Origin of the sequence: Rahnella inusitata (genome assembly GCF_965118895.1) — a bacterium.
GTDB lineage: Bacteria > Pseudomonadota > Gammaproteobacteria > Enterobacterales > Enterobacteriaceae > Rahnella > Rahnella inusitata_A.
Window position 1 is genome coordinate 24,597 of record NZ_CBCPJJ010000026.1, and the last position, 25,086, is coordinate 49,682.

General features: G+C 51.4%; 25 protein-coding genes. 9 read left to right on the forward strand and 16 right to left on the reverse strand.

Features of this window, described 5'->3' with window-relative positions; translation table 11 throughout:
• Positions 1-42 precede the first annotated feature (42 nt).
• From ACMHLI_RS21060 to gmk, 6 genes are all read right to left on the reverse strand, one after another.
• On the reverse strand, positions 43-1,368 hold the full coding sequence (locus ACMHLI_RS21060) for a PTS sugar transporter subunit IIC (RefSeq protein ID WP_413531167.1): 1,326 nt from the start codon (positions 1,366-1,368) through the stop codon (positions 43-45).
• 221 nt (positions 1,369-1,589) lie between these two features.
• Positions 1,590-3,671 (reverse strand): ATP-dependent DNA helicase RecG, encoded by a 2,082-nt coding sequence (recG, locus tag ACMHLI_RS21065; RefSeq protein ID WP_413531168.1) that lies wholly within the window; start codon positions 3,669-3,671, stop codon positions 1,590-1,592.
• On the reverse strand, positions 3,668-4,366 hold the full coding sequence (gene trmH / locus ACMHLI_RS21070; RefSeq protein WP_413531169.1) for a tRNA (guanosine(18)-2'-O)-methyltransferase TrmH: 699 nt from the start codon (positions 4,364-4,366) through the stop codon (positions 3,668-3,670). The genes recG and trmH overlap by 4 nt, the downstream gene beginning before the upstream one ends.
• Before the next feature lie 5 nt (positions 4,367-4,371).
• Positions 4,372-6,480: a bifunctional GTP diphosphokinase/guanosine-3',5'-bis pyrophosphate 3'-pyrophosphohydrolase gene (gene spoT / locus ACMHLI_RS21075; RefSeq protein WP_413531170.1), complete on the reverse strand. Its 2,109-nt coding sequence runs from the start codon at positions 6,478-6,480 to the stop codon at positions 4,372-4,374.
• 19 nt (positions 6,481-6,499) lie between these two features.
• Entirely contained in the window at positions 6,500-6,775 is a 276-nt protein-coding gene (gene rpoZ / locus ACMHLI_RS21080) for a DNA-directed RNA polymerase subunit omega (RefSeq protein ID WP_056777549.1), read from the reverse strand.
• A 54-nt stretch (positions 6,776-6,829) separates the two neighbouring features.
• Positions 6,830-7,453 carry a guanylate kinase gene (gmk, locus tag ACMHLI_RS21085; protein ID WP_413531171.1) on the reverse strand — a complete coding sequence of 208 codons (624 nt, stop codon included), beginning with the start codon at positions 7,451-7,453 and terminating at the stop codon, positions 6,830-6,832.
• Between the two features lie 281 nt (positions 7,454-7,734).
• Here gmk and ligB point away from each other — a divergent pair, with 281 nt between their 5' ends.
• Positions 7,735-9,426, forward strand: a complete 1,692-nt coding sequence (gene ligB / locus ACMHLI_RS21090; protein WP_413531172.1) for an NAD-dependent DNA ligase LigB — start codon at positions 7,735-7,737, stop codon at positions 9,424-9,426.
• Between the two features lie 20 nt (positions 9,427-9,446).
• On the opposite strand, the gene ACMHLI_RS21095 is transcribed toward ligB, so the two are convergent.
• Complete coding sequence (locus tag ACMHLI_RS21095) at positions 9,447-10,064, reverse strand: trimeric intracellular cation channel family protein (protein ID WP_112165178.1); 618 nt, start codon at positions 10,062-10,064, stop codon at positions 9,447-9,449.
• Positions 10,065-10,408: 344 nt separating this feature from the next.
• On the opposite strand from ACMHLI_RS21095, the gene ACMHLI_RS21100 reads away from it, so the two are divergent.
• On the forward strand, positions 10,409-11,029 hold the full coding sequence (locus tag ACMHLI_RS21100) for a TetR/AcrR family transcriptional regulator (RefSeq protein WP_413531173.1): 621 nt from the start codon (positions 10,409-10,411) through the stop codon (positions 11,027-11,029).
• A gap of 140 nt (positions 11,030-11,169) precedes the next feature.
• The gene (gene fabF / locus ACMHLI_RS21105) at positions 11,170-12,444 is read left to right on the forward strand and encodes a beta-ketoacyl-ACP synthase II (protein ID WP_413531174.1); all 1,275 of its coding nucleotides are present in this window, start codon (positions 11,170-11,172) and stop codon (positions 12,442-12,444) included.
• A gap of 84 nt (positions 12,445-12,528) precedes the next feature.
• Here the strand turns inward: fabF and ACMHLI_RS21110 are convergent, their stop codons facing one another.
• Complete coding sequence (locus ACMHLI_RS21110) at positions 12,529-13,392, reverse strand: YicC/YloC family endoribonuclease (RefSeq protein ID WP_413531175.1); 864 nt, start codon at positions 13,390-13,392, stop codon at positions 12,529-12,531.
• Between the two features lie 251 nt (positions 13,393-13,643).
• On the opposite strand from ACMHLI_RS21110, the gene rph reads away from it, so the two are divergent.
• Together rph and pyrE are read left to right on the forward strand one after the other, a co-directional pair.
• Positions 13,644-14,360, forward strand: coding sequence for a ribonuclease PH (rph, locus tag ACMHLI_RS21115; protein ID WP_413531176.1), 717 nt, complete (start codon positions 13,644-13,646; stop codon positions 14,358-14,360).
• Positions 14,361-14,446: 86 nt separating this feature from the next.
• A complete protein-coding gene (gene pyrE, locus ACMHLI_RS21120) occupies positions 14,447-15,088 on the forward strand; it encodes an orotate phosphoribosyltransferase (RefSeq protein WP_413531177.1) in 642 nt (213 codons plus the stop codon).
• A 57-nt stretch (positions 15,089-15,145) separates the two neighbouring features.
• On the opposite strand, the gene slmA is transcribed toward pyrE, so the two are convergent.
• The 3 genes from slmA to coaBC all read right to left on the reverse strand — a co-directional run bounded on the left by slmA (position 15,146) and on the right by coaBC (position 17,566).
• Complete coding sequence (slmA, locus tag ACMHLI_RS21125; RefSeq protein ID WP_056774442.1) at positions 15,146-15,742, reverse strand: nucleoid occlusion factor SlmA; 597 nt, start codon at positions 15,740-15,742, stop codon at positions 15,146-15,148.
• Between the two features lie 170 nt (positions 15,743-15,912).
• The gene (gene dut / locus ACMHLI_RS21130) at positions 15,913-16,371 is read right to left on the reverse strand and encodes a dUTP diphosphatase (protein WP_413531178.1); all 459 of its coding nucleotides are present in this window, start codon (positions 16,369-16,371) and stop codon (positions 15,913-15,915) included.
• Complete coding sequence (gene coaBC / locus ACMHLI_RS21135; protein ID WP_413531234.1) at positions 16,349-17,566, reverse strand: bifunctional phosphopantothenoylcysteine decarboxylase/phosphopantothenate--cysteine ligase CoaBC; 1,218 nt, start codon at positions 17,564-17,566, stop codon at positions 16,349-16,351. Before coaBC ends, dut begins: the two co-directional genes overlap by 23 nt.
• 183 nt (positions 17,567-17,749) lie before the next feature.
• Here coaBC and radC point away from each other — a divergent pair, with 183 nt between their 5' ends.
• The 4 genes from radC (at position 17,750) to mutM (ending at position 20,061) form a co-directional block, all read left to right on the forward strand.
• Positions 17,750-18,430, forward strand: a complete 681-nt coding sequence (gene radC / locus ACMHLI_RS21140) for a RadC family protein (RefSeq protein WP_413531179.1) — start codon at positions 17,750-17,752, stop codon at positions 18,428-18,430.
• A gap of 266 nt (positions 18,431-18,696) precedes the next feature.
• Positions 18,697-18,933: a 50S ribosomal protein L28 gene (rpmB, locus tag ACMHLI_RS21145; RefSeq protein ID WP_004953342.1), complete on the forward strand. Its 237-nt coding sequence runs from the start codon at positions 18,697-18,699 to the stop codon at positions 18,931-18,933.
• A gap of 11 nt (positions 18,934-18,944) precedes the next feature.
• A complete protein-coding gene (rpmG, locus tag ACMHLI_RS21150; protein ID WP_004392084.1) occupies positions 18,945-19,112 on the forward strand; it encodes a 50S ribosomal protein L33 in 168 nt (55 codons plus the stop codon).
• Positions 19,113-19,251: 139 nt separating this feature from the next.
• The gene (gene mutM / locus ACMHLI_RS21155) at positions 19,252-20,061 is read left to right on the forward strand and encodes a bifunctional DNA-formamidopyrimidine glycosylase/DNA-(apurinic or apyrimidinic site) lyase (protein WP_413531180.1); all 810 of its coding nucleotides are present in this window, start codon (positions 19,252-19,254) and stop codon (positions 20,059-20,061) included.
• Between the two features lie 8 nt (positions 20,062-20,069).
• Here mutM and coaD read toward each other — a convergent pair whose 3' ends face one another.
• From coaD to rfaQ, 5 genes are all read right to left on the reverse strand, one after another.
• Positions 20,070-20,552, reverse strand: a complete 483-nt coding sequence (gene coaD, locus ACMHLI_RS21160; RefSeq protein ID WP_413531181.1) for a pantetheine-phosphate adenylyltransferase — start codon at positions 20,550-20,552, stop codon at positions 20,070-20,072.
• Between the two features lie 6 nt (positions 20,553-20,558).
• A complete protein-coding gene (locus ACMHLI_RS21165; protein ID WP_413531182.1) occupies positions 20,559-21,326 on the reverse strand; it encodes a glycosyltransferase family 2 protein in 768 nt (255 codons plus the stop codon).
• Entirely contained in the window at positions 21,326-22,600 is a 1,275-nt protein-coding gene (gene waaA, locus ACMHLI_RS21170) for a lipid IV(A) 3-deoxy-D-manno-octulosonic acid transferase (protein WP_056774466.1), read from the reverse strand. The genes ACMHLI_RS21165 and waaA overlap by 1 nt, the downstream gene beginning before the upstream one ends.
• Before the next feature lie 120 nt (positions 22,601-22,720).
• Positions 22,721-23,848: a glycosyltransferase family 4 protein gene (locus ACMHLI_RS21175; RefSeq protein ID WP_413531235.1), complete on the reverse strand. Its 1,128-nt coding sequence runs from the start codon at positions 23,846-23,848 to the stop codon at positions 22,721-22,723.
• A gap of 4 nt (positions 23,849-23,852) precedes the next feature.
• Positions 23,853-24,935 (reverse strand): putative lipopolysaccharide heptosyltransferase III, encoded by a 1,083-nt coding sequence (gene rfaQ, locus ACMHLI_RS21180; protein ID WP_413531183.1) that lies wholly within the window; start codon positions 24,933-24,935, stop codon positions 23,853-23,855.
• Positions 24,936-25,086 lie beyond the last annotated feature (151 nt).

A 25,086-nucleotide genomic window follows, 5' to 3' on the forward strand; every position in this document is an offset into this window, starting at 1 on the left:
AAAACCCATGTTTTTGTGCCCGATTCATCACTCCAAATTTGCTTAATTTGCTGCGTCAGCTTGCTCAGTAAAGACTTTTTCGGCTTCCGCTGCTTTCTCCTGAGTCAGTAACTGCTTCTCGTAGACTTTGAAGAACGGGTAGTAAATCATCATAGACAGCGCCATCAGCATGATGACCAAAATCGACACTTTGAAATCCCAGCCCATCGCCCAGGCTGCGCCAATCGGCGCCGGGGATGTCCACGGAACCAGTGAGATCATGTGCGGGAGAAGATCCGTGGAAACGGCCAGATAAGCGATCACGGCATTGACCATCGGGGCCAGCAGGAACGGGATGAAAAATACCGGGTTCATAACGATTGGGGTACCGAAAATCACCGGCTCGTTGATGTTGAAACAGCTCGGCACCAGACTGAGTTTCCCCATGGTCCGCAGATGCGCTGACTTACTGCGACAAAACAGCAACACCAGACCGATTGTCGCGCCAGAACCGCCAATGACGATAAGGAAATTCCAGAACGCCTCAGTCATGATGTGCGTCATCGGCAATCCGGCGGCCAGCGCGGTCTGATTCAGCCCGAGATTGGTCAGCCAGAATGCCTGTAACATCCCTGAGACAATCGCCGAACCGTGGATCCCGGCGAACCATAGGAGATGACAAATCAGCACCGCCACCAGAACGGCCGGAAGCGAGTCGGCGGCAGAAATCAGCGGCTCAAACAACGCCATAATGGCCTGCGGCAGCAGCATATCGAAGCCCGCCTGCACCAGTAAGCTGATCGGAAACAGCGTAATCACCACGGCAATAATCGGGATCAGCAGATCAAATGAATGTTTAATGTTTGAAGGTACCTGCTCAGGAAGCCGTATGCCGATATTGTATTTCTTTAGCAGCCGCGTCAGTTCGGTGACATAAATCGCGACCAATATAGCGGTGAAAATACCTACACCGCCCAGCGCCTCCGTTGACATCTTTTTATCAACCTGAGGCGCAGCGACTAACAGGAACGACATCAACGACAGCATCGCGGTCATAAAGGGGTCAAGTTTGTAGCTTCTCGCCAGATTGTAGGCAATAGACGCCGCGATGTAGATCGACATGATGCCCATCGTCATATTGAACGGTGTCAGTATCTGAAGCTCATATTTCGCTGATAACGCCAACCAGTTGCGGGCAAATCCCCAGGAGGATTCCGGCGAAAAAGGAGGATGCACGAAAACTAACAGAAACGAGCCAACAATCATAAACGGCATTGCTGAAATAAAGCCGTCGCGCACTGCCATAACATGACGTTGAGAGGATAAGCGGGCCGCGAACGGGCTGATTTTTTGTTCAATAAACTGAAACAGAGACTGGCTGATGCTCATAATGATATTGGCCTTATGGTGAAGGAATCACACAGGGTTGCCTTAATTATCATCAGTGTAGATGTGGGATGTGAAACCGGTTACAGACTTTATGTGAGTCTGTGAAGGTCATCAAATAACCAGGGAAGAAAGTGGTTAAGGATGATTTTCTAACAAAACTCTGAGGAATAGTTGCTAAGGAAGCATCATTTTTAATGATGTTTTGGCAGAAAAAGGCGGGATCAGGCGTTGGTATAACGCACTCTTTCCGGCAGCCAGCGTTCAATCAGCGCTTTGGCATGATCGGGGAACTGTTGCTGAAGATAGCGCGCGATGCGCTGCACATCTGGGATCATTGCCTGATCGCGCAGCAAATCCGCCACTTTGAATTCGGCGCTGCCGGTCTGACGGGTACCCAGCAATTCACCCGGACCACGAATTTCTAAATCCTGCTGAGCAATCACAAAACCGTCATTACTGTCGCGCAGTACCTGCAAACGCTTCTGAGCCGTCTTGCTGAGCGGCGTTTTGTATAACAGTACGCAGTGGGAAGCTACCGCACCACGGCCAACGCGGCCGCGTAGCTGATGTAGCTGCGCCAAACCCAGACGTTCCGGGTTTTCGATGATCATCAGGCTGGCATTCGGCACGTCGACTCCCACTTCAATCACAGTCGTTGCCACCAGCAGCTGTACTTCGCCTTTTTTGAACGCCTGCATGACGGCTTGTTTTTCCTGAGCCTTCATACGGCCATGAACCAACCCGATATTCAGTGCAGGTAGCGCTTCTTTCAGACCTTCCCATGTGGCTTCTGCCGCCTGCGCTTCCAGCATTTCTGATTCTTCGATCAGCGTACAGACCCAATAGGCCTGACGATTTTCCAGCTCACAGGCGCTTTTAACGCGGCTGATTATGTCGCTGCGTCGTGTATCCGCAATGGCAACGGTAGTCACCGGCGTGCGTCCCGGCGGTAACTCGTCAATCACCGAGGTATCCAGATCTGCGTAAGCCGTCATCGCCAGCGTTCTTGGGATGGGCGTAGCGGTCATGATCAACTGATGCGGATGGAAGCCTTGCTGTAACCCTTTTTCCCACAATGCCAGCCGCTGATGAACACCAAAGCGGTGTTGTTCATCAATGATCACCAGAGATAACGAGGAGAAAAGCACCTGTTCCTGGAAGATGGCGTGAGTGCCAACCACCATGGATACCTGGCCGCTGGCAATCGCTTCCTGCTGTGCCTGCCGGGCTTTGCCTTTTTGCTTACCGGCCAGCCAGCCAACCTGAATTCCCAGCGGTTCGAACCACTGGCGAAAGTTATTGGCGTGCTGTTCGGCGAGTAATTCCGTCGGTGCCATCAGGCCTACCTGCTGCCCCTGCGCGATGGCGCAAAGTGCGGCGAGGGCAGCGACCAGCGTTTTACCTGAGCCGACATCGCCCTGGACCAGACGCATCATCGGATAACTTTTTGCCAGATCCTGCTCAATTTCGGCCACAACGCGATCTTGTGCACCGGTAGGGCTGAACGGAAGAGAAGCGAGGAACTGTTTTTTCAGGCGATCGTCGTGATGTAACGGCAACGCTTTATAACTTTGCGTACCCGCGCGCACGGCCAGCATGCTGAGATTATGCGCCAGTAACTCTTCCATTATCAGACGGCGCTGTGCCGGATGATGACCTTTCTCGAGGTCGGCCAACTGAATGTCGGGTGGTGGACGATGGAGAAGATGCAGCGCCTCGGGCAACGAAATCAACGAGCGACTTAGCTCTTCCGGCAATAGCTCGACGACAGGAACGGTATCAAGCAGCTCAAGCGCCTGATCGGTCAGTTTGCGCAGAGTCGCCTGACGAATGCCTTCGGTGGTTGGATAAACCGGCGTCAGCGATTCCTGCAAAACGACTTCGCTGTTTTCGCCCTGAATGCGGTATTCGGGATGAATAATTTCTGCGCCAATCGTGCCGCGTTTGATTTCGCCATATGCGGTCACGCGTCGGCCTGCGGCCAGACTGTTTTTCATCGCGGCATTGAAATTGAAGAAGCGCAGTGTGACCAGCCCGGTGCCGTCACTGATCTGGCAGGTAAGCATTCTGCGACGACCAAAGCTGATGTCACTGCGCAGCACTTCACCTTCAATGGTGGCAAACAGTCCGGGTTGTAAATCGTTTATGGCGTACAGACGGGTGCGGTCTTCATAGCGCAGGGGAAGGTGAAGCAGTAAATCCTGAATAGTTTCAAGGCCGAGCTTAGCGAGTTTGTCTGCCTGACTGGCTCCGACGCCAGAAAGTGACGTGAGTGGGATAGCGTCGAGCAGGCGGCCTTTCATCTTTTTTTGACCGTCATTTGCATCGCCGTCCACCATTCGTCATCAGCAATAATCTGACCGGTTTCATCAATGAACGGGCGAGGTAACTTCTTTCTTTTCGCCACGTTAGACAGAACCGGATAGCCACCTTCAAACAGCAAACGCTGTTGTTCTTTCTCGCTCAACACGGTGCTTTCGCGACGATACATTCCGGCATTTTCGCGCTGGCGTTGGGCTTCATAAAGAATCAGGGCCGAGGCCACTGAAACATTTAACGATTGCACCATGCCAATCATCGGAATGATGATATCGCTGTCTGCCAGTGCGAGTGCTTCAGGCGTAATGCCGGTTTTCTCCTGACCCAGTAAAATACAGGTCGGAAGGGTGTAATCAATCGCGCGAAAGTCGACGGCTTTTTCAGAGAGGTTTGTGGCTAAGATTTGCATGCCCTGCGCCTTCATTTTGGCGACGGCATCTTGAATAGTTTTGTGTGTTTTGACCTGAACCCAACTGTTGCTGCCTGCGGCAGAAGAGACCAGCGTTTTCATTCTTGTCGTCGGCCAGACTGCATGAATTTCATGCACGCCAACAGCATCGGCGGTGCGAATGACAGCAGAAACGTTATGCGGTTTATGCACCTGTTCCATACAGACTGTGAGGTCTGGCTGGCGGGCCGTCAGCATTTCACGAATACGTGCATAACGTTCTGGGGTCATAACAATCAGTTTCGGTTGCGGGTTACTTTGATAACGTCCGGCATGATACGAATTTTACGCATAATATTCGCCAGATGAACGCGATCGCGGGTCGTCAGGCGGATAAAGGCGCTGTAGACACGGCCGTCTTTTTCTTCCGTGCTCAGACTCTGGATATTCGACTGCGCAGCGTTGATCGCTGCGGTCAGGTTGGCCAGAGCACCCTGATGATTGAACATATCGACTTTAATTTCAGCGATAAATTCCTGATCGGTTTCCTGATGGTCATCCCAGTCAACCGCCATGAATTTCTCAGGTTCTTTCTGATAGCCGCGGATATTGCGGCAGGATTCATGGTGGATAACCAGACCTTTGCCAGGACTGATGTGGGCAATGATCGGGTCACCTGGAATTGGGCGACAGCATTTGGCGAAGGTAATCAGTACGCCATCCGCGCCTTTAATCGGCAGATTGCGTGTGCCTGAGCTCGCCATAGAAGACTGGTCACCCATCAGATTTTTAGCAACAACAACACTCATCGCGTTACCGAGGCCTATTTCAGCCAGTAAATCATCCATCGCCGTGAGCTTCATACGATCCAGCTCATTTTTGATGTTCTCTGGTGGAATGTCTGAAAGTTTCTTACCAGCTCCCAATGCATGATTCAGCAGGCGACGGCCCAGAGAAACGGAGTCATCACGCTTGAGGTTCTTGAGCATCTGGCGAATTTTGGCGCGTGCGCGCGAACTCACCACAAAGTTTAACCATGCGGCATTCGGGCGGGCACCCGGAGCGGTAATGATTTCGATAGTCTGGCCGCTGGTCAGCGGTTGTGAAAGCGGATACGGCTGGCGGTCAACGCGTGCACCTACGCAGGCATGACCGATATCGGTATGCACAGCGTAAGCGAAGTCGACCGGCGTCGCGCCCGCAGGCAGTTCTACGATTCTGCCTTCCGGCGTAAAGACGTAGATCTCATCCGGGAACAGATCTGATTTCACGCTCTCGATAAATTCAAATGAGTTACCCGCACTTTGTTGCAGTTCGAGCAAACTCTGTAACCAACGCTGGGCGCGAATTTGCGCCGTCGTGCTGGTTTCACTGTTCTCTTTATAAGCCCAGTGAGCGGCAACCCCCATCTCTGCCATCTGATCCATATCTTCAGTACGGATCTGTACTTCAACCGGTACGCCGTGAGGCCCGATCAGAGAAGTATGGAGAGATTGATAGCCATTGGCCTTGGGGATCGCGATGTAATCTTTTACCCGACCCGGACGCGGTTTGTACAGGCTGTGCGCCTGTCCTAATACGCGATAACAGGTATCAAGTTCTTTTACGATCACCCGGAACGCGTAAATATCCATAATCGAATGGAAACGCTGTTCTTTGAGGTGCATTTTGCAATAGATAGAGTACAGGTGCTTTTCGCGACCGCTGACGCGACACTGAATACCGGCTTCAGTTAAACGCCCTTCTATCTCGGAGAGGATTTTCTGAATCATCTCTTTACGGTTACCACGCGCGGCTTTCACCACTTCTTTAATGACGCGATAACGGTTCGGATAAAGGGCTTCGAAGCCCAGCTCTTCGAGCTCGGTTTTCAGATGATGAATACCCAAACGGTGAGCCAGCGGGCTGTAAATTTCCAGCGTTTCGCGGGCAATGCGGCGACGTTTGTCCGGGCGCAAGGAGCCCAGTGTGCGCATGTTGTGGGTACGGTCAGCGAGTTTGATCAAAATGACACGGATGTCTTGCACCATCGCCATGACCATTTTGCGAAAGTTTTCCGCCTGGGCTTCTTTCTTATCGCGGAATTTCAGCTTGTCTAACTTTGAAACGCCTTCAACCAGTTCAGCAACGCTTTTGCCAAACAGTTGTTCCATATCCTGGTAGGTTGCAGGCGTGTCTTCGATAACGTCGTGTAATAACGCCGCCATCAGAGTCTCATGATCGAGCCTCATTTCAGCCAAAATACATGCCACGGCGACCGGGTGAGTAATATAAGGCTCACCGCTGGAACGTGTCTGCCCCTCATGCGCGTCCCGCGCAACAAGGTAAGCCTGCACGAGGCGCTTAATTTGCTCCTCCGGCAGGTATTTTTGAATCAGTTGATTCAGGCTTTCAAAGATATACAAGTGAGATCCGTTTCGTTAATTAACGACGACCTTCAGCGATGGCAGTAACTGCCTGAATCTCTGCGGCTTCCTGCTCTTGCTGTTCCTGACGATCGCGAACATCAAGGATTTTGTTCGTGATCAGGCCTTCTTCGATTTCGCGCAGAGCGATAACGGTGACCTTGTCATTTTCTTCAGCGACCAGTGGATCTTTACCACCAGATTGCAGCTGGCGTGCGCGACGAGCAGCCACCAACACCAGGTCAAAACGGTTACCAATTTTTTCTACAGCGTCTTGAACAGTTACGCGTGCCATATATGTGCTACTCCACAGGGTGACGAAAGACTGGGCATAATACTGAAAGTGACTTCAGTCTGCCAATAGTTTGGTGATTAATCCGTCATGACGGAGTTTTTGACGGCTCAGACGAAGACGTTCGGCGCGAATAATGGTTTTTAAATCCGACAGAGCCAGATCAAAATCGTCATTCACGATTAAATAATCGTATTCAGCATAGTGCGTCATTTCTGCCACAGCTTGTGCCATACGTTTTGCGATCACTTCTTCGCTGTCCTGACCACGGCCACGCAGGCGACGGTCTAGTTCATCTTTCGACGGCGGCAGCACGAAAATACTGCGCGCCTGCGGCATTTTATTGCGGATTTGCTGCGCGCCCTGCCAGTCAATATCCAGAAAAACATCCACGCCAGACGCTAAAACCTGCTCAATGGTGACACGTGAAGTTCCGTAGTAATTACCGAAGACTTCGGCATGCTCTAAAAAATCATCTTTTTCGATCATCTCAAGAAATTCTTCTTTTGAGACAAAGAAATAGTGCTCGCCATGTTTCTCGCCCGGACGTTCTGAACGGGTAGTGTGAGAAATAGAAACCTGCGTGTCGTAGAGCGGTTGCGTTTTAAGTAAAGCCTGAATCAGACTTGATTTACCTGCTCCACTGGGAGCGGAGATGATATACAGCGTGCCTTGAACCATGATGATGACGTTTCAACTGAATGGGTTGATAGGAAGTATGCGAAGAGTGATCTCTCGCACAGTATACACGCTCGCCGCATCCGGTGCAGCGTCCAGTCGTATTTCATCGCAACTTCGCGACAGAAAATAGCCCTTTATTATGGATTTCCGGGCCGTGTTCCAACATTTCTCGCCGTTGCTGCAACAAATGAAATAACCGGGAAGGCATCGCGCAATCATGAAAAGTGGCTCTGGCATGATAAAAGTCACCGGCGTTTACTTGCACCCACAAGGAGGTGCCTATGCGCCATTTCATTATCAGTCTGATGTTTCTATCGTTTTATTGTGCTGCTGGTAACGTCTCGCCAGAGACATGTCCCGTATGGTCATCAGCGCGCCTGACTCAGGAAACCCGCCAGCTCACAACGCAGTTGGCACAGTGGGATAAGGATTATCACCAGTCCGGCAGCAGCCCGATTGAAGATGCGGTTTACGATAATTTGCGCCAGAAACAACAATTGTGGCTGGCATGTGCCGGTCAATCCGTCCCGGTCATGGCTGTTCCGGGTGGTGAGGAGGCGGTTTATGCTCATCCTGTTGCCCATACCGGACTGAGTAAGCTACGTGACAAACAAGGCGTTGCGAACTGGATGCGCGGGCGCAAAAATCTTTGGGTCCAACCTAAAATCGACGGCGTTGCCGTCTCACTGGTCTATCGGCATGGACAACTTGCCGCATTACTCAGCCGCGGTGATGGTCAGAAAGGCCAAAACTGGACGACCAAAGCGGCGTTTATACCTTCAATACCTCTTAAGATCGCAGACATCAGCCCCGAACTGGTATTGCAGGGGGAGTTGTATCTGAAGATGACCGGTCATCAGCAAAGTGTTGAGGGTGGTGTAAATGCGAGATCCAAAGTGGCTGGCGCAATGATGCGTACTTCCGCCACTGAACTGCTGAATCAAATGGGTGTATTCATCTGGTCATGGCCAGACGGTCCCGCTGTGATGTCCGATCATCTTCAGCGACTGAGTCAGCTCGGGTTCCCCGTTGTTTCAGAATTTACTCTTCCGGTGAGTTCGGCGGATGACGTCGCGAAATGGCGCGATGCCTGGTTTATTCAGCCATTGCCTTTTGCGACTGACGGTGTGGTAATCCGCCAGGAGGAAGAGCCCGCCGGGAAATACTGGCAGAACAAACCTGCCACCTGGGCTGTGGCATGGAAATACCCACCCGCGCGACAACTCACGGAAGTTTCAGGAATTACGACGACGACGGGGCGCAGCGGAAAGGTAACGGTCATTCTGAATCTGAAAGCCTTAAAGCTCGATGATAAATGGGTGAGCAAAGTGAATGTGGGTTCCGTCTCCCGTTTTAAACAATGGAATGTGCTTGTCGGGGATCAGGTGGCTATTACGCTGGCCGGTCAGGGGATCCCCAGGCTGGATGAAGTGGTATGGCGGGTAAGTGAGCGGCCACTCATGGAATTACCAGACTCTCAGTCATACGGTCCACTTTCTTGTTTTACGCCGGAAACAGGCTGCAGAGCGCAGTTTCTCTCACGGTTAATATGGCTCAGCGGTGCGGAAGGACTCGATATGACGGGCTTTGGTGGAGCGACATGGCAAAAGCTGGTGGATGGAATTCCGCTTAACTCTTTAACTGACTGGCTCACGTTGAATGAAAAAGAAATGTCGGCAGTTCCGGGGATAAGTATTAAACAGGCGCAGAAACTGATGGCGCAAATTCAGCTGGCTCGGGATAAAAGCTTTCGACGCTGGTTGTCTGCGTTAGGTTTCCCGTCGTTTGCCCTGACATTTGCACAGCAGCAGCAAACGTGGCGTCAGATCCAACAGCTGACATCGCAAGACTGGGAGATGACGGCAGGTGTGGGTAAAAAACGCACCTCTCAGGTATTGGACTTTATCCATCATCAAAAAGTTGCCGCTATGAGCGAGGCGCTAAAACAGGAAAAAATAGCCGCCTTTCAGTGACCGGTAAGCGTGATAAATATTTAGTGATCTGAGTGCGGATAATTAAAGACCGGCAACCCAAGGCGGAATCGCAGGGCGATCAGCCGGGCAATGAAGCCAACCAGCAGGGTAATGATGATCACCAGATTATGTGGCAGGGAGAAATATTGCAGGCCGATGTATACCCAGGCCGAGGCGAATGAAATACCCGCGTAAATTTCCTTCTGAAATACCAGCGGGATCTGATTACACATCATATCCCGCAGTACGCCACCAAATACGCCAGTGATCACCGCACTGACGGAAGCAATAATGGCGCCATGGCCCATATCGAGCGCGACCTGTGTCCCGATAATTGAGAACACGACCAGACCCAATGCATCAAGCACCAAAAAGAGCCTGCGCAGATGTTGCATTAGCGGGGCAAGCCATGTGGTCATAATCGCGGCTACGGCAACAATGACAATATATTCCGGGTGTTTGACCCATCCGAGCGGGTAGTGACCCAGCAACATGTCACGCACCGACCCCCCGCCAATTGCCGTGGCAGAGGCGATAATGATGACGCCAAAGGAGTCCATCTTGCGCCGTCCGGCAGCCAGAGCACCGGTCATGGCTTCTGCGGTAATCCCAATAATATAAAGAACAGTGAGTAACATGAGCGCGCCGCACGTGTCAGAAAGAATAAGAAAACAGTAGCCGCGTAGAGTAATGGGGTTTTCAACTCCCCTCGACTGATTTTTTCTTTTGCATTGCCTTTAGGATTATTAAAACTAATCTGAAGTATCGCCAGATCTGGCATTGTAAAAGGTATTGAATGAACAATGATTTATTTTAGATTAGAAAAATCGCAAGTGCTCAGCTATTTGCTGTTCCCCCACAAGGTTAAGACAACGTGTTCCGCGCTGCGTCTTGTTAAATATCACCTGCTTATTGGTGACGAATATGTATAATCGTTACTCATTTACACATGCCTAATTGCTTTACCTACCCGGAGGAGTTTATGAAACCCGTGAATCCGGTTGCGTTAACTCAGCGTGGACCAGCCGAACATGAACGGCGTGAGCAGATCATCAATGCTGCATTCGAGCATTTTCGTCTTTACGGTTATGCAAAAACCTCTGTGGCCGATTTGGCAAAATCCATCGGTGTTTCAAGTGCTTATATTTATAAGTTTTTTGAATCAAAACAGGCTATTGGTGAAGCGATTTGTTCACAACGTGTGGGGCAGATTGATCAGGCCTTATTGCTGATTGCGCAAAGTGATCAAAGTGCCACTCTGCGCCTGCGATCTATTTTTAAAACGCTGCTTACGCGTAGTCTTGATCTCTTCTTTCAGGACAGAAAGCTGCACGACCTCGCGGCGACAGCCTCTGCACAGCAGTGGAAATCTACGTTAAATCATCGGGCTATGATGTACAGCATCATCGAGAAAATTGTCACTGACGGCCGTGAGTCCGGTGAGTTTGAGCGTAAAACCCCGCTTGACGAGGTGTGTATGGCGATCACCACCGTGACGACACCATTCTCACATCCGCTATTGCTGGAGCAAAAAACCCCAGAGCAACTTGAAGAACGTGTAACCGCCATCACCAGTCTGGTTCTACGCAGCCTGGCGAAATAGCGGCAACAAAATTTTCGGGTTACGGGTTTACAAAACCGTAATTCGTCACATACTGTCAGCCTTTACAAAAACCTGTTTCTGCCGGACTTCAGAAAGTCCCAGCAAAAACGTATGCATTAACGGACAGAGAGGAACATTTTATGACTCATCGTCGAGTGGTTATTACCGGCATGGGGGCTGTGAGTCCTCTGGGCTGTGATATCGAAACTATCTGGAAGCGCCTGCTGGCCGGTCAGTCTGGTATCCGTGTATTGCCGGAAGAGATTGTGGAAACGCTGACCGTCAAAATTGGTGGTCAGGTGCAAACCAAAGAACAAGATCCCGAGTCTGGTTTCGATCCAGATCAGTTCGTGGTGCCGAAAGACCAGAAAAAAATGGACCGTTTCATTCTGTTCGCGATGGCAGCAGCGGATATGGCTATTACTAATGCGGGCTGGAAAGCGGAAACGGCGGAACAGCAGGAACGTACAGCGACCGTGATCGGTTCTGGTATTGGTGGTTTCCCGGCCATTGCCCATGCGGTGCGTACTAATGACAGCCGTGGTGCCAAACGTTTGTCGCCGTTCACCATTCCTTCATTCCTGGTGAATCTGGCTGCGGGTCAGGTCTCTATTAAGCATCAGTTCAAAGGCCCGATTGGCGCACCGGTTACCGCTTGTGCGGCAGGTGTTCAGGCAATCGGCGATGCCGTGCGCTTGATTCGTAACGATGAAGCCGACGTTGCCCTCTGTGGCGGCGCCGAAGCAGCGATCGATACTGTCAGCCTTGGCGGTTTCGCGGCTGCCAAGGCGATGTCCGCAGGTCACACCGATCATCCTGAGAAAGCATCCCGTCCATTCGATAGCGGCCGTGATGGTTTCATCATGGGCGAAGGCGCAGGTATGCTGGTCATCGAAGAGCTGGAACATGCGAAAGCGCGTGGCGCCAACATTCTGGCTGAGATCGTGGGTTACGGTACCAGCGGCGATGCTTATCACATGACATCGGGTGCGGAAGACGGTAATGGCGCGGGTCGTGCGATGAAAATCGCATTGCGTCAGGCCGGCATTCAGCCTTCAGACGTGCAGCATTTGAACGCGCACGCGACCTCTACTCCGGTAGGCGATCTCGGCGAAATCAACGCGATCAAAACCCTGTTCGGTACCGATGGCAAACTGGCCGTGACTTCTACCAAATCCGCGACCGGCCATCTGCTGGGGGCGGCTGGTGGTCTGGAAACCATCTTCACCATTCTGGCCATCCGTGATCAAATTGTTCCACCGACGCTGAATCTGGAAAACAAAGATGAAGCCGCAGCGGGCCTGAACATCATCGGTAATACTGCCCAAAAGCACGGCATTACCTATGCTTTATCGAACGGTTTCGGTTTCGGCGGCGTGAATGCGTGCGTATTACTGAAACGCTGGGAAGCGTAATTCGTTCCTCAGAAAAAGCATAAAAAAACGCCTCCGGTCATACTGACGAGAGGCGTTTTTTATTGTTAGGGTCAATCAGGTGTTTTACTCGATATTCTGAATCTGCTCGCGCATTTGTTCGATCAGCACTTTCAGTTCGATTGCTGATGTGGTGACATCGGCATTGATTGATTTAGATGCCAGCGTGTTCGACTCGCGGTTGAATTCCTGCATCATGAAATCAAGACGGCGGCCGACAGCTTCCTCTTTCTTCATGATTTTGTGCGTTTCTTTGACGTGCGCTTCCAGACGGTCCAGCTCTTCAGCGACATCAACACGTTGTGCCATCAGCACTAATTCTTGTTCCAGACGGGTGTTTTCCAGTTGAACCTTTGCGTCTTCCAGTTTGCTGACCAGACGCTCACGCTGCCATTGCAGAATATTCGGCATATGGGCGCGAACTTTCAGCACTTCGGCACTGACGCCGTCGAGACGTTGCTCGATCATGACTTTTAGTGCGGCACCTTCGCTTTCACGGGCGCTGATAAAATCATCCAGTGCGGTTTCCAGTGCCAGCAGCAGCTCTGTGCTGATCGCATCCAGATCCTGTTCTTCTGCCAGCATAACGCCCGGCCAGCGCAGTACTTCCAGCGGATTGATTTCGCCTTCGTCGCTCTGCATTTTCACCCACTGCGCCGCTTCAACCAGTTGCTTAGCCAGTTTTTCATTGAGCTGCAATGAGCTTTGCGCGCCAGGATCGAGATCAAAACGCAGATTACATTCGACTTTACCACGGGTCAGACGGGCACGAATGCGCTCGCGCACGACCGGCTCCAGGCTGCGGAATTGCTCCGGAAGACGGATATAAGTTTCAAGATAACGTTGGTTTACAGAGCGGAGTTCCCACGCTGCGCTGCCCCAGTCACCCTTAATTTCGCGTCGGGCATAAGCGGTCATACTACGAATCATGTATGCGTACCTGTTAATGTAAAGATGGAGCGATTATAGCTGCGGTGAGCGGGTCATGATAGGCATTACCTCATGAAGTCCGTAGATCCCCGTCATCCTTCAAGCTTCCTCTGCGTTGGCCGCCTTTACTCACTTTGGTCTCTTACTTGAGTAGGCCCCCGGCGTTCGTTCAGTTGCCGCCTTGATGCAACTCGAATGATTTTGGGTATAATGCGCAGCCAAACATGATTTCGCGACCCGGAGTATTATCCATGCGTCCAGCAGGCCGAACTGCACAACAAGTGCGCCCCGTAACACTGACCCGCCATTACACTAAACACGCTGAAGGTTCCGTGCTGGTGGAGTTTGGTGAGACCAAAGTGCTGTGTACCGCGACGGTGGAAGAAGGTGTTCCGCGTTTTCTTAAAGGCCAGGGTCAGGGCTGGATCACCGCAGAATACGGCATGTTGCCGCGTTCTACCCACACTCGTAACCCGCGTGAAGCCGCCAAAGGTAAGCAGGGTGGCCGTACTCTGGAAATTCAGCGTCTGATTGCCCGTTCGCTTCGTGCCGCGGTAGATCTGAAAAAACTGGGTGAATTCACCATCACTCTCGACTGCGATGTGTTGCAGGCTGACGGCGGCACGCGCACCGCGTCCATCTCCGGCGCCTGTGTTGCGCTGGCGGATGCGCTGAATGCACTGGTTGCTGCGGGTAAACTGAAAGCCAATCCGATGAAGGGGATGGTGGCTGCGGTATCTGTGGGCATCGTAAAAGGTGAAGCGCTGTGCGATCTTGAGTATGTCGAAGACTCCGCCGCTGAAACCGACATGAACGTGGTGATGATGGAAGACGGCCGCATGATTGAAGTGCAGGGCACCGCCGAAGGTGAACCGTTCAGTCATGAAGAGTTACTCAATTTACTGGCCCTCGCACGAGAGGGAATCGACACTATCTTCCAGGCGCAGAAAGCGGCCCTGGCGGAATAATTTTTATAAGGCGACTGAGAAGTCGCCTTTTTTATGGCCTGCGGGCTGAGAATATCAGAAACACGACCTTATCAAGGAGACCATCAATGAAAGCCTATCAGCGCCAATTTATTGAGTTCGCACTGAACAAGCAGGTTTTGAAATTCGGCGAGTTCACCCTGAAGTCCGGGCGCATCAGTCCTTACTTCTTCAATGCCGGTCTGTTTAATACCGGCCGCGATCTGGCGTTACTGGGACGTTTTTATGCCGAAGCATTGATGGATTCTAAAATAGATTTCGATTTAGTGTTTGGCCCGGCCTACAAAGGTATCCCTATCGCGACGACCACCGTGGTTGCGCTTGCTGAGCATCACGAACGCGATGTCCCGTATTGCTTCAACCGTAAAGAAGCCAAGGATCACGGCGAAGGTGGCTTGCTGGTCGGCAGTCCGTTGCAGGGACGTGTCATGCTGGTCGATGATGTGATCACCGCCGGGACGGCCATCCGTGAGTCTATGGAAATCATCAATGCGAATAATGCTACGCTGGCCGGTGTACTGATTTCTCTCGATCGTCAGGAGCGCGGGCGTGCAGATGTTTCCGCTATTCAGGAAGTTGAGCGTGATTATCACTGCAAAGTGATTTCAATTATCACGCTGGCAGACCTGATCGACTATCTGGAAGAGAAAACAGAAATGGCCGACCATCTGGCCGCTGTGCGCGCGTATCAGCAAACCTACGGCATATAAGATTTTGCATAAATGAAAAGGGCCTTCCGGCCCTTTTTTAACATCTGATGCTTAACGCTATTGCAACTGCGCTGAAATAAGCGGCCAGCGGGTATCAAAGTCCTGAGTGGGACGATACTTGAACTCTGAACGCACAAACCGCGACAACATACCTTCGCAGTAGGCCAGTAACTGGCTGGCGAGCAGAGTTTCATCGTACGTAAATCCGCTGCCTTCGCGCATTTTCTTCTCCCGTAAAACCTGACGCAGTTGCGCTTCAATCCGCTCGAAAAGCTGATTAATACGGCCCTGCAGGCGGTCCTGTTCGAACATCAATGCGTGACCGGTCATAATACGTGTCAGGCCAGGATTGCGTTCTGCAAACCCCAACACCAACAGCAAAATCAACCGTATCCGGTTTAACGTATCTTTTTCGTCTTGCAAGATGAGATTGATACGGCTGATCAGACTGTCTTCGATAAACTCGATTAAGCTGTCGAACATCCGCGTTTTACTGGGAAAATGACGATAAAGAGCTGCTTCCGAAACCCCCACGCTGGCGGCAAGTTTCGCGGTAGTGATCCGCTGGCTGCCATCGCTGGACTGAAGCATTTGCGCTAACGCCTGCAAAATCTCTTCGCGCCGGTTCCTTTTTGTCGTTTCTTTCTCTGCCATGTCTGAATAGACCCTTGCTAAAAAACGGCTAAAATCATGGAGAAACCGCACAACTGCCGCATGAATCACTGTGATCCTGCGGCTTATTTCGTTCCCTTGGGTTGTTACGGTCTGATAGTGATAAGGATCTGTTTAATATCGCATCAAAATCTGCGGTGCTGAACAGGTTCTTATTGACGGCCTGAGTGGCCAAAACCACCTTCACCGCGTTCACTGGCGTCAAAATCTTCCACCAGATTGAATTCTGCCTGAACGACAGGCACAAAGACCATTTGAGCAATACGCTCGCCTGGCTCGATTACAAACGTTGTCTGCCCGCGGTTCCATACGGAAACCATCAGCTGGCCCTGATAATCGGAATCGATAAGCCCCACCAGATTGCCAAGAACTACGCCGTGTTTATGACCCAGACCAGAACGAGGCAAGATCACCGCCGCCAGATTCGCATCACCAATGTGGATTGCCAGACCGGTTGGCAAAAGCGTGGTTTGGCCGGGTTTCAGTTCAACAGAAGCATCCAGACAGGCGCGTAAATCCAGACCTGCTGACCCTGGCGTAGCGTAGGCCGGTAAAGGGAAAGTCGAACCGATGCGCGGGTCGAGAATTTTAATGTCGATTTTTTTCATCATAACGGCTGACAATCTCTTCTAATAAACGTTGACCAAGCAGGGACTTATCGCTGAGCGGTAAAATTTTATCCCCGTCATGCCAAAAAAGATGCAGAGCATTGGTATCGGTATTGAAACCTTGCCCGGCAAGTGAAACGTCGTTGGCACAGATCAGATCCAGATTCTTGCGGATCCGTTTTTGCCGCGCGTATTCTTCCACATTCTGGGTTTCGGCAGCAAACCCAACGACGTATGGTCGCTGCTCTTTCAATGCGGCAACGCCGGCCACAATGTCCGGGTTCTTGATCATTTTCACAGTGATTTCATCACCTTGCTTTTTGATCTTCTCATCGGCAATGAGCTCTGCGCGGTAGTCCGCAACCGCGGCGCAGGAGATGAAAATATGTTGCGAGCCCACTGAATCATGGACGGCCTTCTGCATTTCGAGCGCGCTTTCCACATCAATACGGAGAACATTGGCAGGCGTAGGTTGCGTTACCGGGCCGGCGATGAGCGTGACTTGCGCACCGCGATCTGCAGCGGCTTTGGCAATAGCAAAACCCATCTTTCCTGAACTGTGATTACTGATGAAGCGTACCGGATCCAGCGCTTCGCGCGTCGGGCCAGCGGTCACCATGATGTTCAGATGTGCTAAATCTTTACGCGAGGAGAAATGGCTGTTGGCCATATCGACAATCACCAGTGGATCAAGCATTCGTCCCGGGCCAATATCGCCGCAGGCCTGACTGCCACTGTCCGGACCCCATAATAAGGTGCCTCTGGCGGCAAGTCTTTGCAGATTTTCCTGTGTGACGGCGGCGCGATACATTTGCTGGTTCATCGCCGGTAGCACCGCGATGGGCGCTGCGGTGGCCAGACACACCGTGGTCAGCAGGTCATTGGCCATACCGGCCGCCATGCGTGCCAGTAAATCCGCCGTGGCGGGCGCGATCAGCACTAAGTCCGCCCATTTACCTAACTCAATATGGCCCATCGCCGCTTCGGCTGCGGGATCAAGCAGGTCATCAGACACCGGATAGCCGGAAACGGCCTGCAGGCTCAACGGCGTCACAAAAGATTTCGCCGCATCCGTCATGACTACGCGCACTTCTGCGCCCCGCTCACGTAAGCGACGTACCAGTTCTGGTGCTTTATAGGCAGCGATACCACCGCTGATACCGAGCACAATATGTTTGCCGGAAAGTCCCGTCATCATCATTGTCCGATTAATTGAAAGCCTGAAGAAGCGACATTTTAGCATAACGCGCAATGATGACAGCTATTGGCGATGCTGCGGATCAGGAGGAATAAAATTTCTGCGCGATGTCTCGCAGGCTGATGATGCCGAAAAGCAGGAGGGCTGGCGCTGTGGCACAATCGCCGCGAAAAAGGAGTCAGGATGACAAAATCACAAAGCGGCTGGCAAGATACGTTGAAACCCCGCGAAAAATTATTAGAGCAGGGTGCGAAGGGGTTGACCGATCAGGAACTGCTGGCGATTTATTTGCGCATTGGTTCGCGCGGCCAGCATGTGATGGAGCTGGCAAAGAATCTGCTCGACGAGTTCGGTTCGCTGCATAAATTGTTGATGGCGGATTTTGACGCCATGTCGCGCATCAAAGGCATGGGTGTGGCAAAATTTGCCCAGCTTGTTGCGGTCTCCGAATTGTCTCGCCGTGCCTATCTGCGACATCTCAGCGCTGAAAATGCCATGCTCAGCCCGGAGGTTATCAGGGAATATCTGCAAAATTTGCTGGTTTTTCGTGAAAGGGAGGTTTTTCTGGTACTTTTTCTCGACAACCAGCATCGGGTTATTCGCCATGAGGAGATGTTTGCTGGTACTATTGGGCACGTAGAAGTGTATCCCCGCGAAATTGTTCGTGGAGCGATGAAGGTTAATGCGGCAGCGTTAATTCTGGCGCATAATCATCCGTCTGGTCGGGCTGAACCCAGCCTGATGGACAGAAAAGTGACTGAACAAATTATTCGAGCGTGCCAACTGCTGGAAATTCGTGTTCTCGACCATTTGGTTGTAGGTCACGGAGAAACGGTGTCTTTTGCCGAACGCGGTTGGATTTAGCGTCGTTTTTTGAAGATCCTTTGGGATCTTTAGCTGTTCGGGACTTGAGCACTTACGCTACAGAGCGTATACTACGCCACCTTTGAGAATCTTGGGTTTGGCGTTAAGAGCCTATCTCAGCAGGTTTCATACCTGATGAAATGGTTTTTACCCGACGACAGTGAGTCGGTTCTCAGTGGAGTTTGCTGAGATGGGCTCTAAAAGCCTGACGAGGCGGCCATACCCTATACGAAGCTCGAGCTGATTTGATTTTTGGAGATATAGACATGTCCCGAGTCTGCCAAGTTACTGGCAAGCGCCCGGTGAGCGGTAACAACCGTTCCCACGCAATGAACGCGACCAAACGCCGTTTTCTGCCAAACCTGCACTCACACCGTTTTTGGGTTGAGGCTGAGAAGCGCTTTGTAACTCTGCGCGTATCTGCTAAAGGTATGCGTGTTATTGATAAGAAGGGTATTGAGACGGTCTTGGCCGATCTGCGTACCCGCGGTGAGAAGTATTAAGGAACTGAATCATGGCTAAAGGTGTTCGCGAGAAGATCAAGCTGGTTTCTTCTGCTGGTACTGGTCACTTCTATACCACTACGAAGAACAAGCGTACTAAGCCGGAAAAATTGGAACTGAAGAAATTCGATCCAGTTGTCCGTCAACACGTGATCTACAAAGAAGCTAAAATTAAGTAATTTTAGCGGATTAATAAAACCCGGCTCCGGCCGGGTTTTTTATTGCCTGAAATCCGGCATACAGGGCGGAAAGACTTTTGTTTGCCTGATACCGACGTCTGCGACACACTCTAATCACGATTCTGTTACGGGAGAGGATATGCCTGAATTACCTGAAGTTGAAACCAGTCGCAGAGGGATTGAGCCCTTTCTCAAAGGCCACACGATTATGCACGCCGTCGTGCGTAATTCGCGTTTACGCTGGCCGGTCTCTGCGGAAATTTTGGCGTTAAGCGATCAGCCCGTTATCAGCGTTCAGCGCCGTGCAAAATACCTGCTGGTAGAGCTCAGAACGGGCTGGATCATCATTCATCTGGGAATGTCAGGCAGTTTACGAGTATTACCGGAAGAGACCGAGCCGGGCAAACACGATCACGTCGATTTGGTGATGGATACTGGCCATGTGCTGCGCTATACCGACCCACGTCGTTTTGGCGCATGGCTTTGGTCGACCGATCTGGCAGGCAGTAACGTCCTGTCCCACCTGGGCCCTGAGCCGCTAAGTGAGGATTTCACGGCGGATTATCTGTTTGAAAAATCGCGCACTAAGAAATCACCGATTAAGCCATGGCTTATGGATAACAAACTGGTGGTCGGCGTCGGGAATATCTACGCCAGCGAATCTCTGTTTGTCGCCGGAATTTCCCCTGACAGGCCCGCGCATTCACTAAAACGTGATGAAACCGCATTGCTGGTGAGTACCATCAAAGCTGTGTTGTTACGTTCGATTGAGCAGGGCGGAACTACGCTGAAAGACTTTTTACAGTCAGATGGAAAACCGGGATATTTTGCGCAGGAATTGCAGGTGTATGGCCGTGCAGGAGAGCCCTGCCGGGTCTGTGGCACGCTGATAGAGAGCAAAAAACATGCTCAGCGCACCACATTTTTCTGCCCTCGCTGCCAGCGTTAAGCCTGAACTCAGGCGCTGATTTTTTCCATCAGTGCCTGCGTGACTACCTGCGGCAGGAACGGGGTGATGTCACCGCCGTGACGGGCGACTTCTTTCACCAGCGAAGAAGATATAAATGACCATTCCTTTGACGGCATCATAAACACGCTTTCCAGCGTCGGTAGCAAATGCCGGTTCATATTCGCCAGCTGCATCTCATATTCAAAATCAGACACTGCACGTAAGCCGCGCACCAGCACATTCGCCCCTTGTACTTTGGCGAAGTTCGCCATTAAATCGCTGAAACCAATCACTTCAACATTCTTCAGATGCGAAGTGACTTGTGTCGCCAGCGCAACGCGTTCTTCCAGCGTAAACATCGGTTTTTTGCTCGGGCTGGCGGCAATCGCCAGAATAACGTGATCGAACATCAATGCCGCACGGCTGACGATATCGAGATGTCCGTTAGTCATTGGATCAAAAGTGCCGGGATAAATTGCTTTAGTGCTCATGCTGGCTCACTTTTGCAGTTGGTGGCTGAATGCCCACAGGGCAGCATATTTATTGAAAGTATACTGTGCATTGACGCCCGCCAGGATCAGACCCTGTTTGCCATCCAGAAAACCAGCGCGCAGGATCCAGGTTTTCACGAACGCGCCCAACGTATGGGAAATCACCGAGAAGAAACTGCAACGGCGCCCCTGTTGATGACGCTGTGTTGCCCAGGCTTCAGCATAGTTAAGCTGTTTGCGCTGAAAAGTGAAGAAATCACGGCACGTCAGGTGCAGCAAATCGCCCTGCAACGGAACGACTTTCGCGTCTTTCGTCTCAAGGGATTCATGAACGAGATCGTCGTTATAATGAAAATGGGCAGGATAAAGGCGGTTAACGCGATCCGGATACCAGCCGCTGTGCCGCATAAATTTCCCGAGGAATAAGTTGCTGCGGCCAAGACTGTACACGGTATTTTCCTGCGGATTATTCAGGACCTTTTCAACCGACTGGCGAAGTTCGGGTGATACCCGTTCATCAGCATCAATCATCAAAATGTAGTCGCCAGTAGCATGACTTTGCGCCAGCTGACGCTGTTTGCCAAAGCCCGGCCAGTCCGTGTGCGTAAAGACTTTTGCGCCAAACTCGCGCGCAACGTCTAACGTCTCGTCTTCACTGCCGGAATCAAGCAAGATGATTTCGTCCGCCCAGGAGACTGACTCCAGACATTCTGCTAATAAACCGGCTTCGTTGCGTGCAATCAGTACGACCGATAAACGTTTTTTGTCAGCCATCAATGACCCCGCACAGGCAGGTAAGGCTCCAGTAAATGCAGTAGTCGTTGCAGTGCACCCTGATTCTGGTGCAACACTTCAACGGCGTGACGCCCGTAGTACAGACGATAGTCTTCGTCTGTCAGCAGCGTAGAGATCTCTTTCACCAGTGATGCGGTATCAGTGACGGTGATGAGACCATCGTCCTGAGCCAGTTTGGCGCAAATATCTTTGAAGTTGATGGTGTGCGGCCCCATCAGCACAGGAATAGCATGCGCCGCAGCTTCCAGTGGGTTATGACCCCCACGTTCTACCAGACTGCCGCCGACGAAGGCTAAATCGGCGATTCCGTACAGCAGCATTAATTCGCCCATGGTGTCGCCGATAACGACCTGTGTTCCTGAGGAGGGGACTTCACCGGTGCTGCGCTGTGTGAATGTCAGACCGGCTTTACGGGTGAGTTCACAAGCAACCGGGAAACGCTCCGGGTGTCTCGGCACCAGAATAAGCAACAACGTCGGATGGTTTTTTAGTAACTCTTTATGCGCTTCCAGCAGCAGGGTTTCTTCACCCTCGTGCGTACTGGTCGCAATCCATACCTGACGGCGCGATGCCCACTGGCTACGCAGCGCGATGGCTTTAGCCGCCAGCTCCGGAGTGACAGAAATATCAAATTTTAGGCTGCCGGTGACGGCGAGCTGATTGCGCTTCAGGCCTAAAGAAAGAAAGCGCTCGCCGTCTTCCTGATTTTGCGCGGCAATGAGAGTGATACGTTGCAAGATGGTTCGAATGAATTTACCGAGTTTTTGGTAACCCTTGGCTGAACGGGCGGAAAGACGCGCATTGGCAATAACCAGCGGGATTTTACGGCGATGCAGGGCGCTGATGAGGTTTGGCCACAGCTCGGTTTCCATGATGATAACCAGCTTGGGGTTCACTTCATCAAGGAAGCGATTAACTGAACCTGCCAGATCGTAGGGTAGATAAACGTGATGTACGCCTTTACCAAATGCCGACTGAACGCGTTCGGAGCCTGTCGGCGTCATCGTTGTGACGGTAATGGGCAACGATGGATAACGATGGCGCAATGCACGTACCAAAGGAATTGCCGCCAGCGTTTCGCCAACGGAGACAGAATGCAGCATGATGCCGCCAGGCACGACTTTACCTTTGCAAAAGCCATAACGTTCAGCCCAACGTTTACGGTAGGCCGGTGATTTACGGCTGCGTAACAGTAAACGGATCCAAATTAATGGCTGAATTAAATATATGATTATATTGTAAAAAATATTCATTTTTTATGAGGCATTGCGTTAGGGAAAGTCAATTTCATAGAGTGAAAATAATCCCGGCGGTTAGATAGGCACATGGTATCAGATAAGTGCTATCGACTCATCATGCCTGCGTAAACGTCATCAGATAAGCAGCGAGTGATATAGCGCGACCAGCTGTTGTGAAAGGTTTTTAGGTGAATAAGGCAATATGCGTTCTCTGGCGGCGTGGCCCATTGCGGCATTTTCCACACGGGAAGGGATTTTCTTCACATATTCGCTGAGCCTGGCTACGTCCAGAGCATCGCAAACATAGCCCTCCTGCCCTTCAGTAATGAATTCTGCACCACCACAGGTCTGGCTGGTGATCACCGGCAAACCACAGGCCATTGCTTCGAGGATCACGTTGGGGAACGGGTCATACAGCGTCGGCAGGATCATGCCGTCAGCGGCGTGATAATAAGGCAGCACGTTATTTTGCACGCCCATAAAGCGGATGCGATCAAAACACCCAAGCTGGCGTGCCAGAGATTCATATTTTTTCTGCGATTTATCCTGGCCGACGACGATGAGATAGCGGTCACTTGACGCTATGGCCTGAATGGCAGGTTTTAGCCCTTTACGCTCAAAACCTGACCCGACATAAATCAGTGTGACAGCCTGTTCCGGGATCGACATTTCGGCCCGCACTGAGCGGCGCTGCTCTTGCGTTGCTGGCGTAAACTTCTCAGCATCGATGGCGTTATAGATGACCTCAAAGCGGGAAGCATCCACACCATAACACCGCATGATGTCGTGCTTTACCATCTCCGAGTTACAGATGATTTTTTTCAATTGTGCAGAATGAAACATCTCTTCTTCAGCACGTAACACGTAGCGATGATACGGGCTGAGACGCGTGAGAAAGCGCTGAACCGGGGAGATAACCCGTGCGCGCTGTTCCAGCCAGACGCGGTGCGCGCCATCGCCGGCGCGGAAAATATCACAGCCCGGTATACGCTCATGGCTTTGGACAATATCGAACTGTGCGGCTTGCCAGCATTTTTTGGCCGCTACGGCGAAGCCTTTCTCCCGTGAGACCCGACCCTGTTTTGCAGGATTACACAGGTGAATTTTCCACTTTGGATTAGGTTTGCCTTCCCATTGACGGGTAATGATATTCAGCTCGATATTCTGATCGTCCAGCGCCTCAAGCGCGCGGGAGATGAAGCGCTCGGCTCCGCCATCCGGCCGGTATTTTTGCCTGACGATCGCCAGCCGGATAGTCTTCATCGCATCAGCCATGCAAATAACTCCTGGCAGCATCCAGCACATCGCTAACCGGAATGGCATGCAGATAACGTTGCTGTGTTTTCGTATCGATGGAATCAGGTGTTGGCAGCGGCGCGTAATCACCGGCCCAGATTGTGGTGTTGTTGTTGCCCCATGGCCGCCAGTGCTGCATTTTCGTTGGTCCGAATAACGCGACGCAAGGCGTGTTCAACGCCGCAGCCATGTGCATCGGCGCGGAATCAACCCCAATAAAAAGTTTTGCGCCGTCAATCATGGCAGCCAGTTGCGTCAGCGATAACTGACCAGCGACAGAAATTACCTGAGGATTATGTGTGAGATCCTGAATCTTACGCACCATCTCCAGCTCTTTTTTATCGGGGCCGGCCGTCATGACGATAGTCATTCCTGTATCGCCTAAACCATCGATAACACTGGCAAATTTTTCGTCGTCCCAGCATTTAAAAATCCAGCGCGACGTAGGCTGAATGACAATATATCCGCCGTCGACCTTATTCTTCTTCAGCAACTGCTGGCAGAATGCCTTATCGCTTTGTGAATAATGCATAGACGTTTGGGCATCTTCGACAGAAAGGCCGAGCGCGGACAGAATCGACATGTTCTGCTCAACAGTATGCAATTTGCCGTGGTTTTCAGTGGTCACCAGATGAGTATGACCCGCACGCCAGAGTAAAGAACGGCGTTTTTTGTAGTCAAAGCCCAGCCGCACCTTCGCGCCTGTGAGCATCGAAAGCAGGGAACTGCGCCACTGATCGGCGAGGTTGATGACCAGGTCATAATGCCGCGCACGCACGGCTTTAAGTAACAGCAATTCCTGCTTTAGCTGATAGCGAATGCCTTGTTTTTTCCATGTTCTGTCAATGACATGAATAACGGAGAGGGCAGGATGTTCGCTCAGAATTGGTCGTGTTTCTTTATATAAAAGCACGTCAATTTCAGCATCAGGATAATGTTGGTGGAGCCTGTTTATCACCGGCGTCGTCAGCACCATGTCTCCGTGATGACGGAGTTTGACCAGCAGAATTCTTCTGGGGGTGAACGCTGCGTATTTGGCTTCGGAGTTAGGCATTCTATTATCTGATTTAGAAGATAGTGAGTTGATTCTAGGTGAAGAATCGAATGCTGTGAAGTTATTTATCTGGCTGATATAGAAAGATAAATAACTTCGTTTATGAATGAGTTATAACGCAGTTACAGACGTAAAAGAATCATCTCTTTCT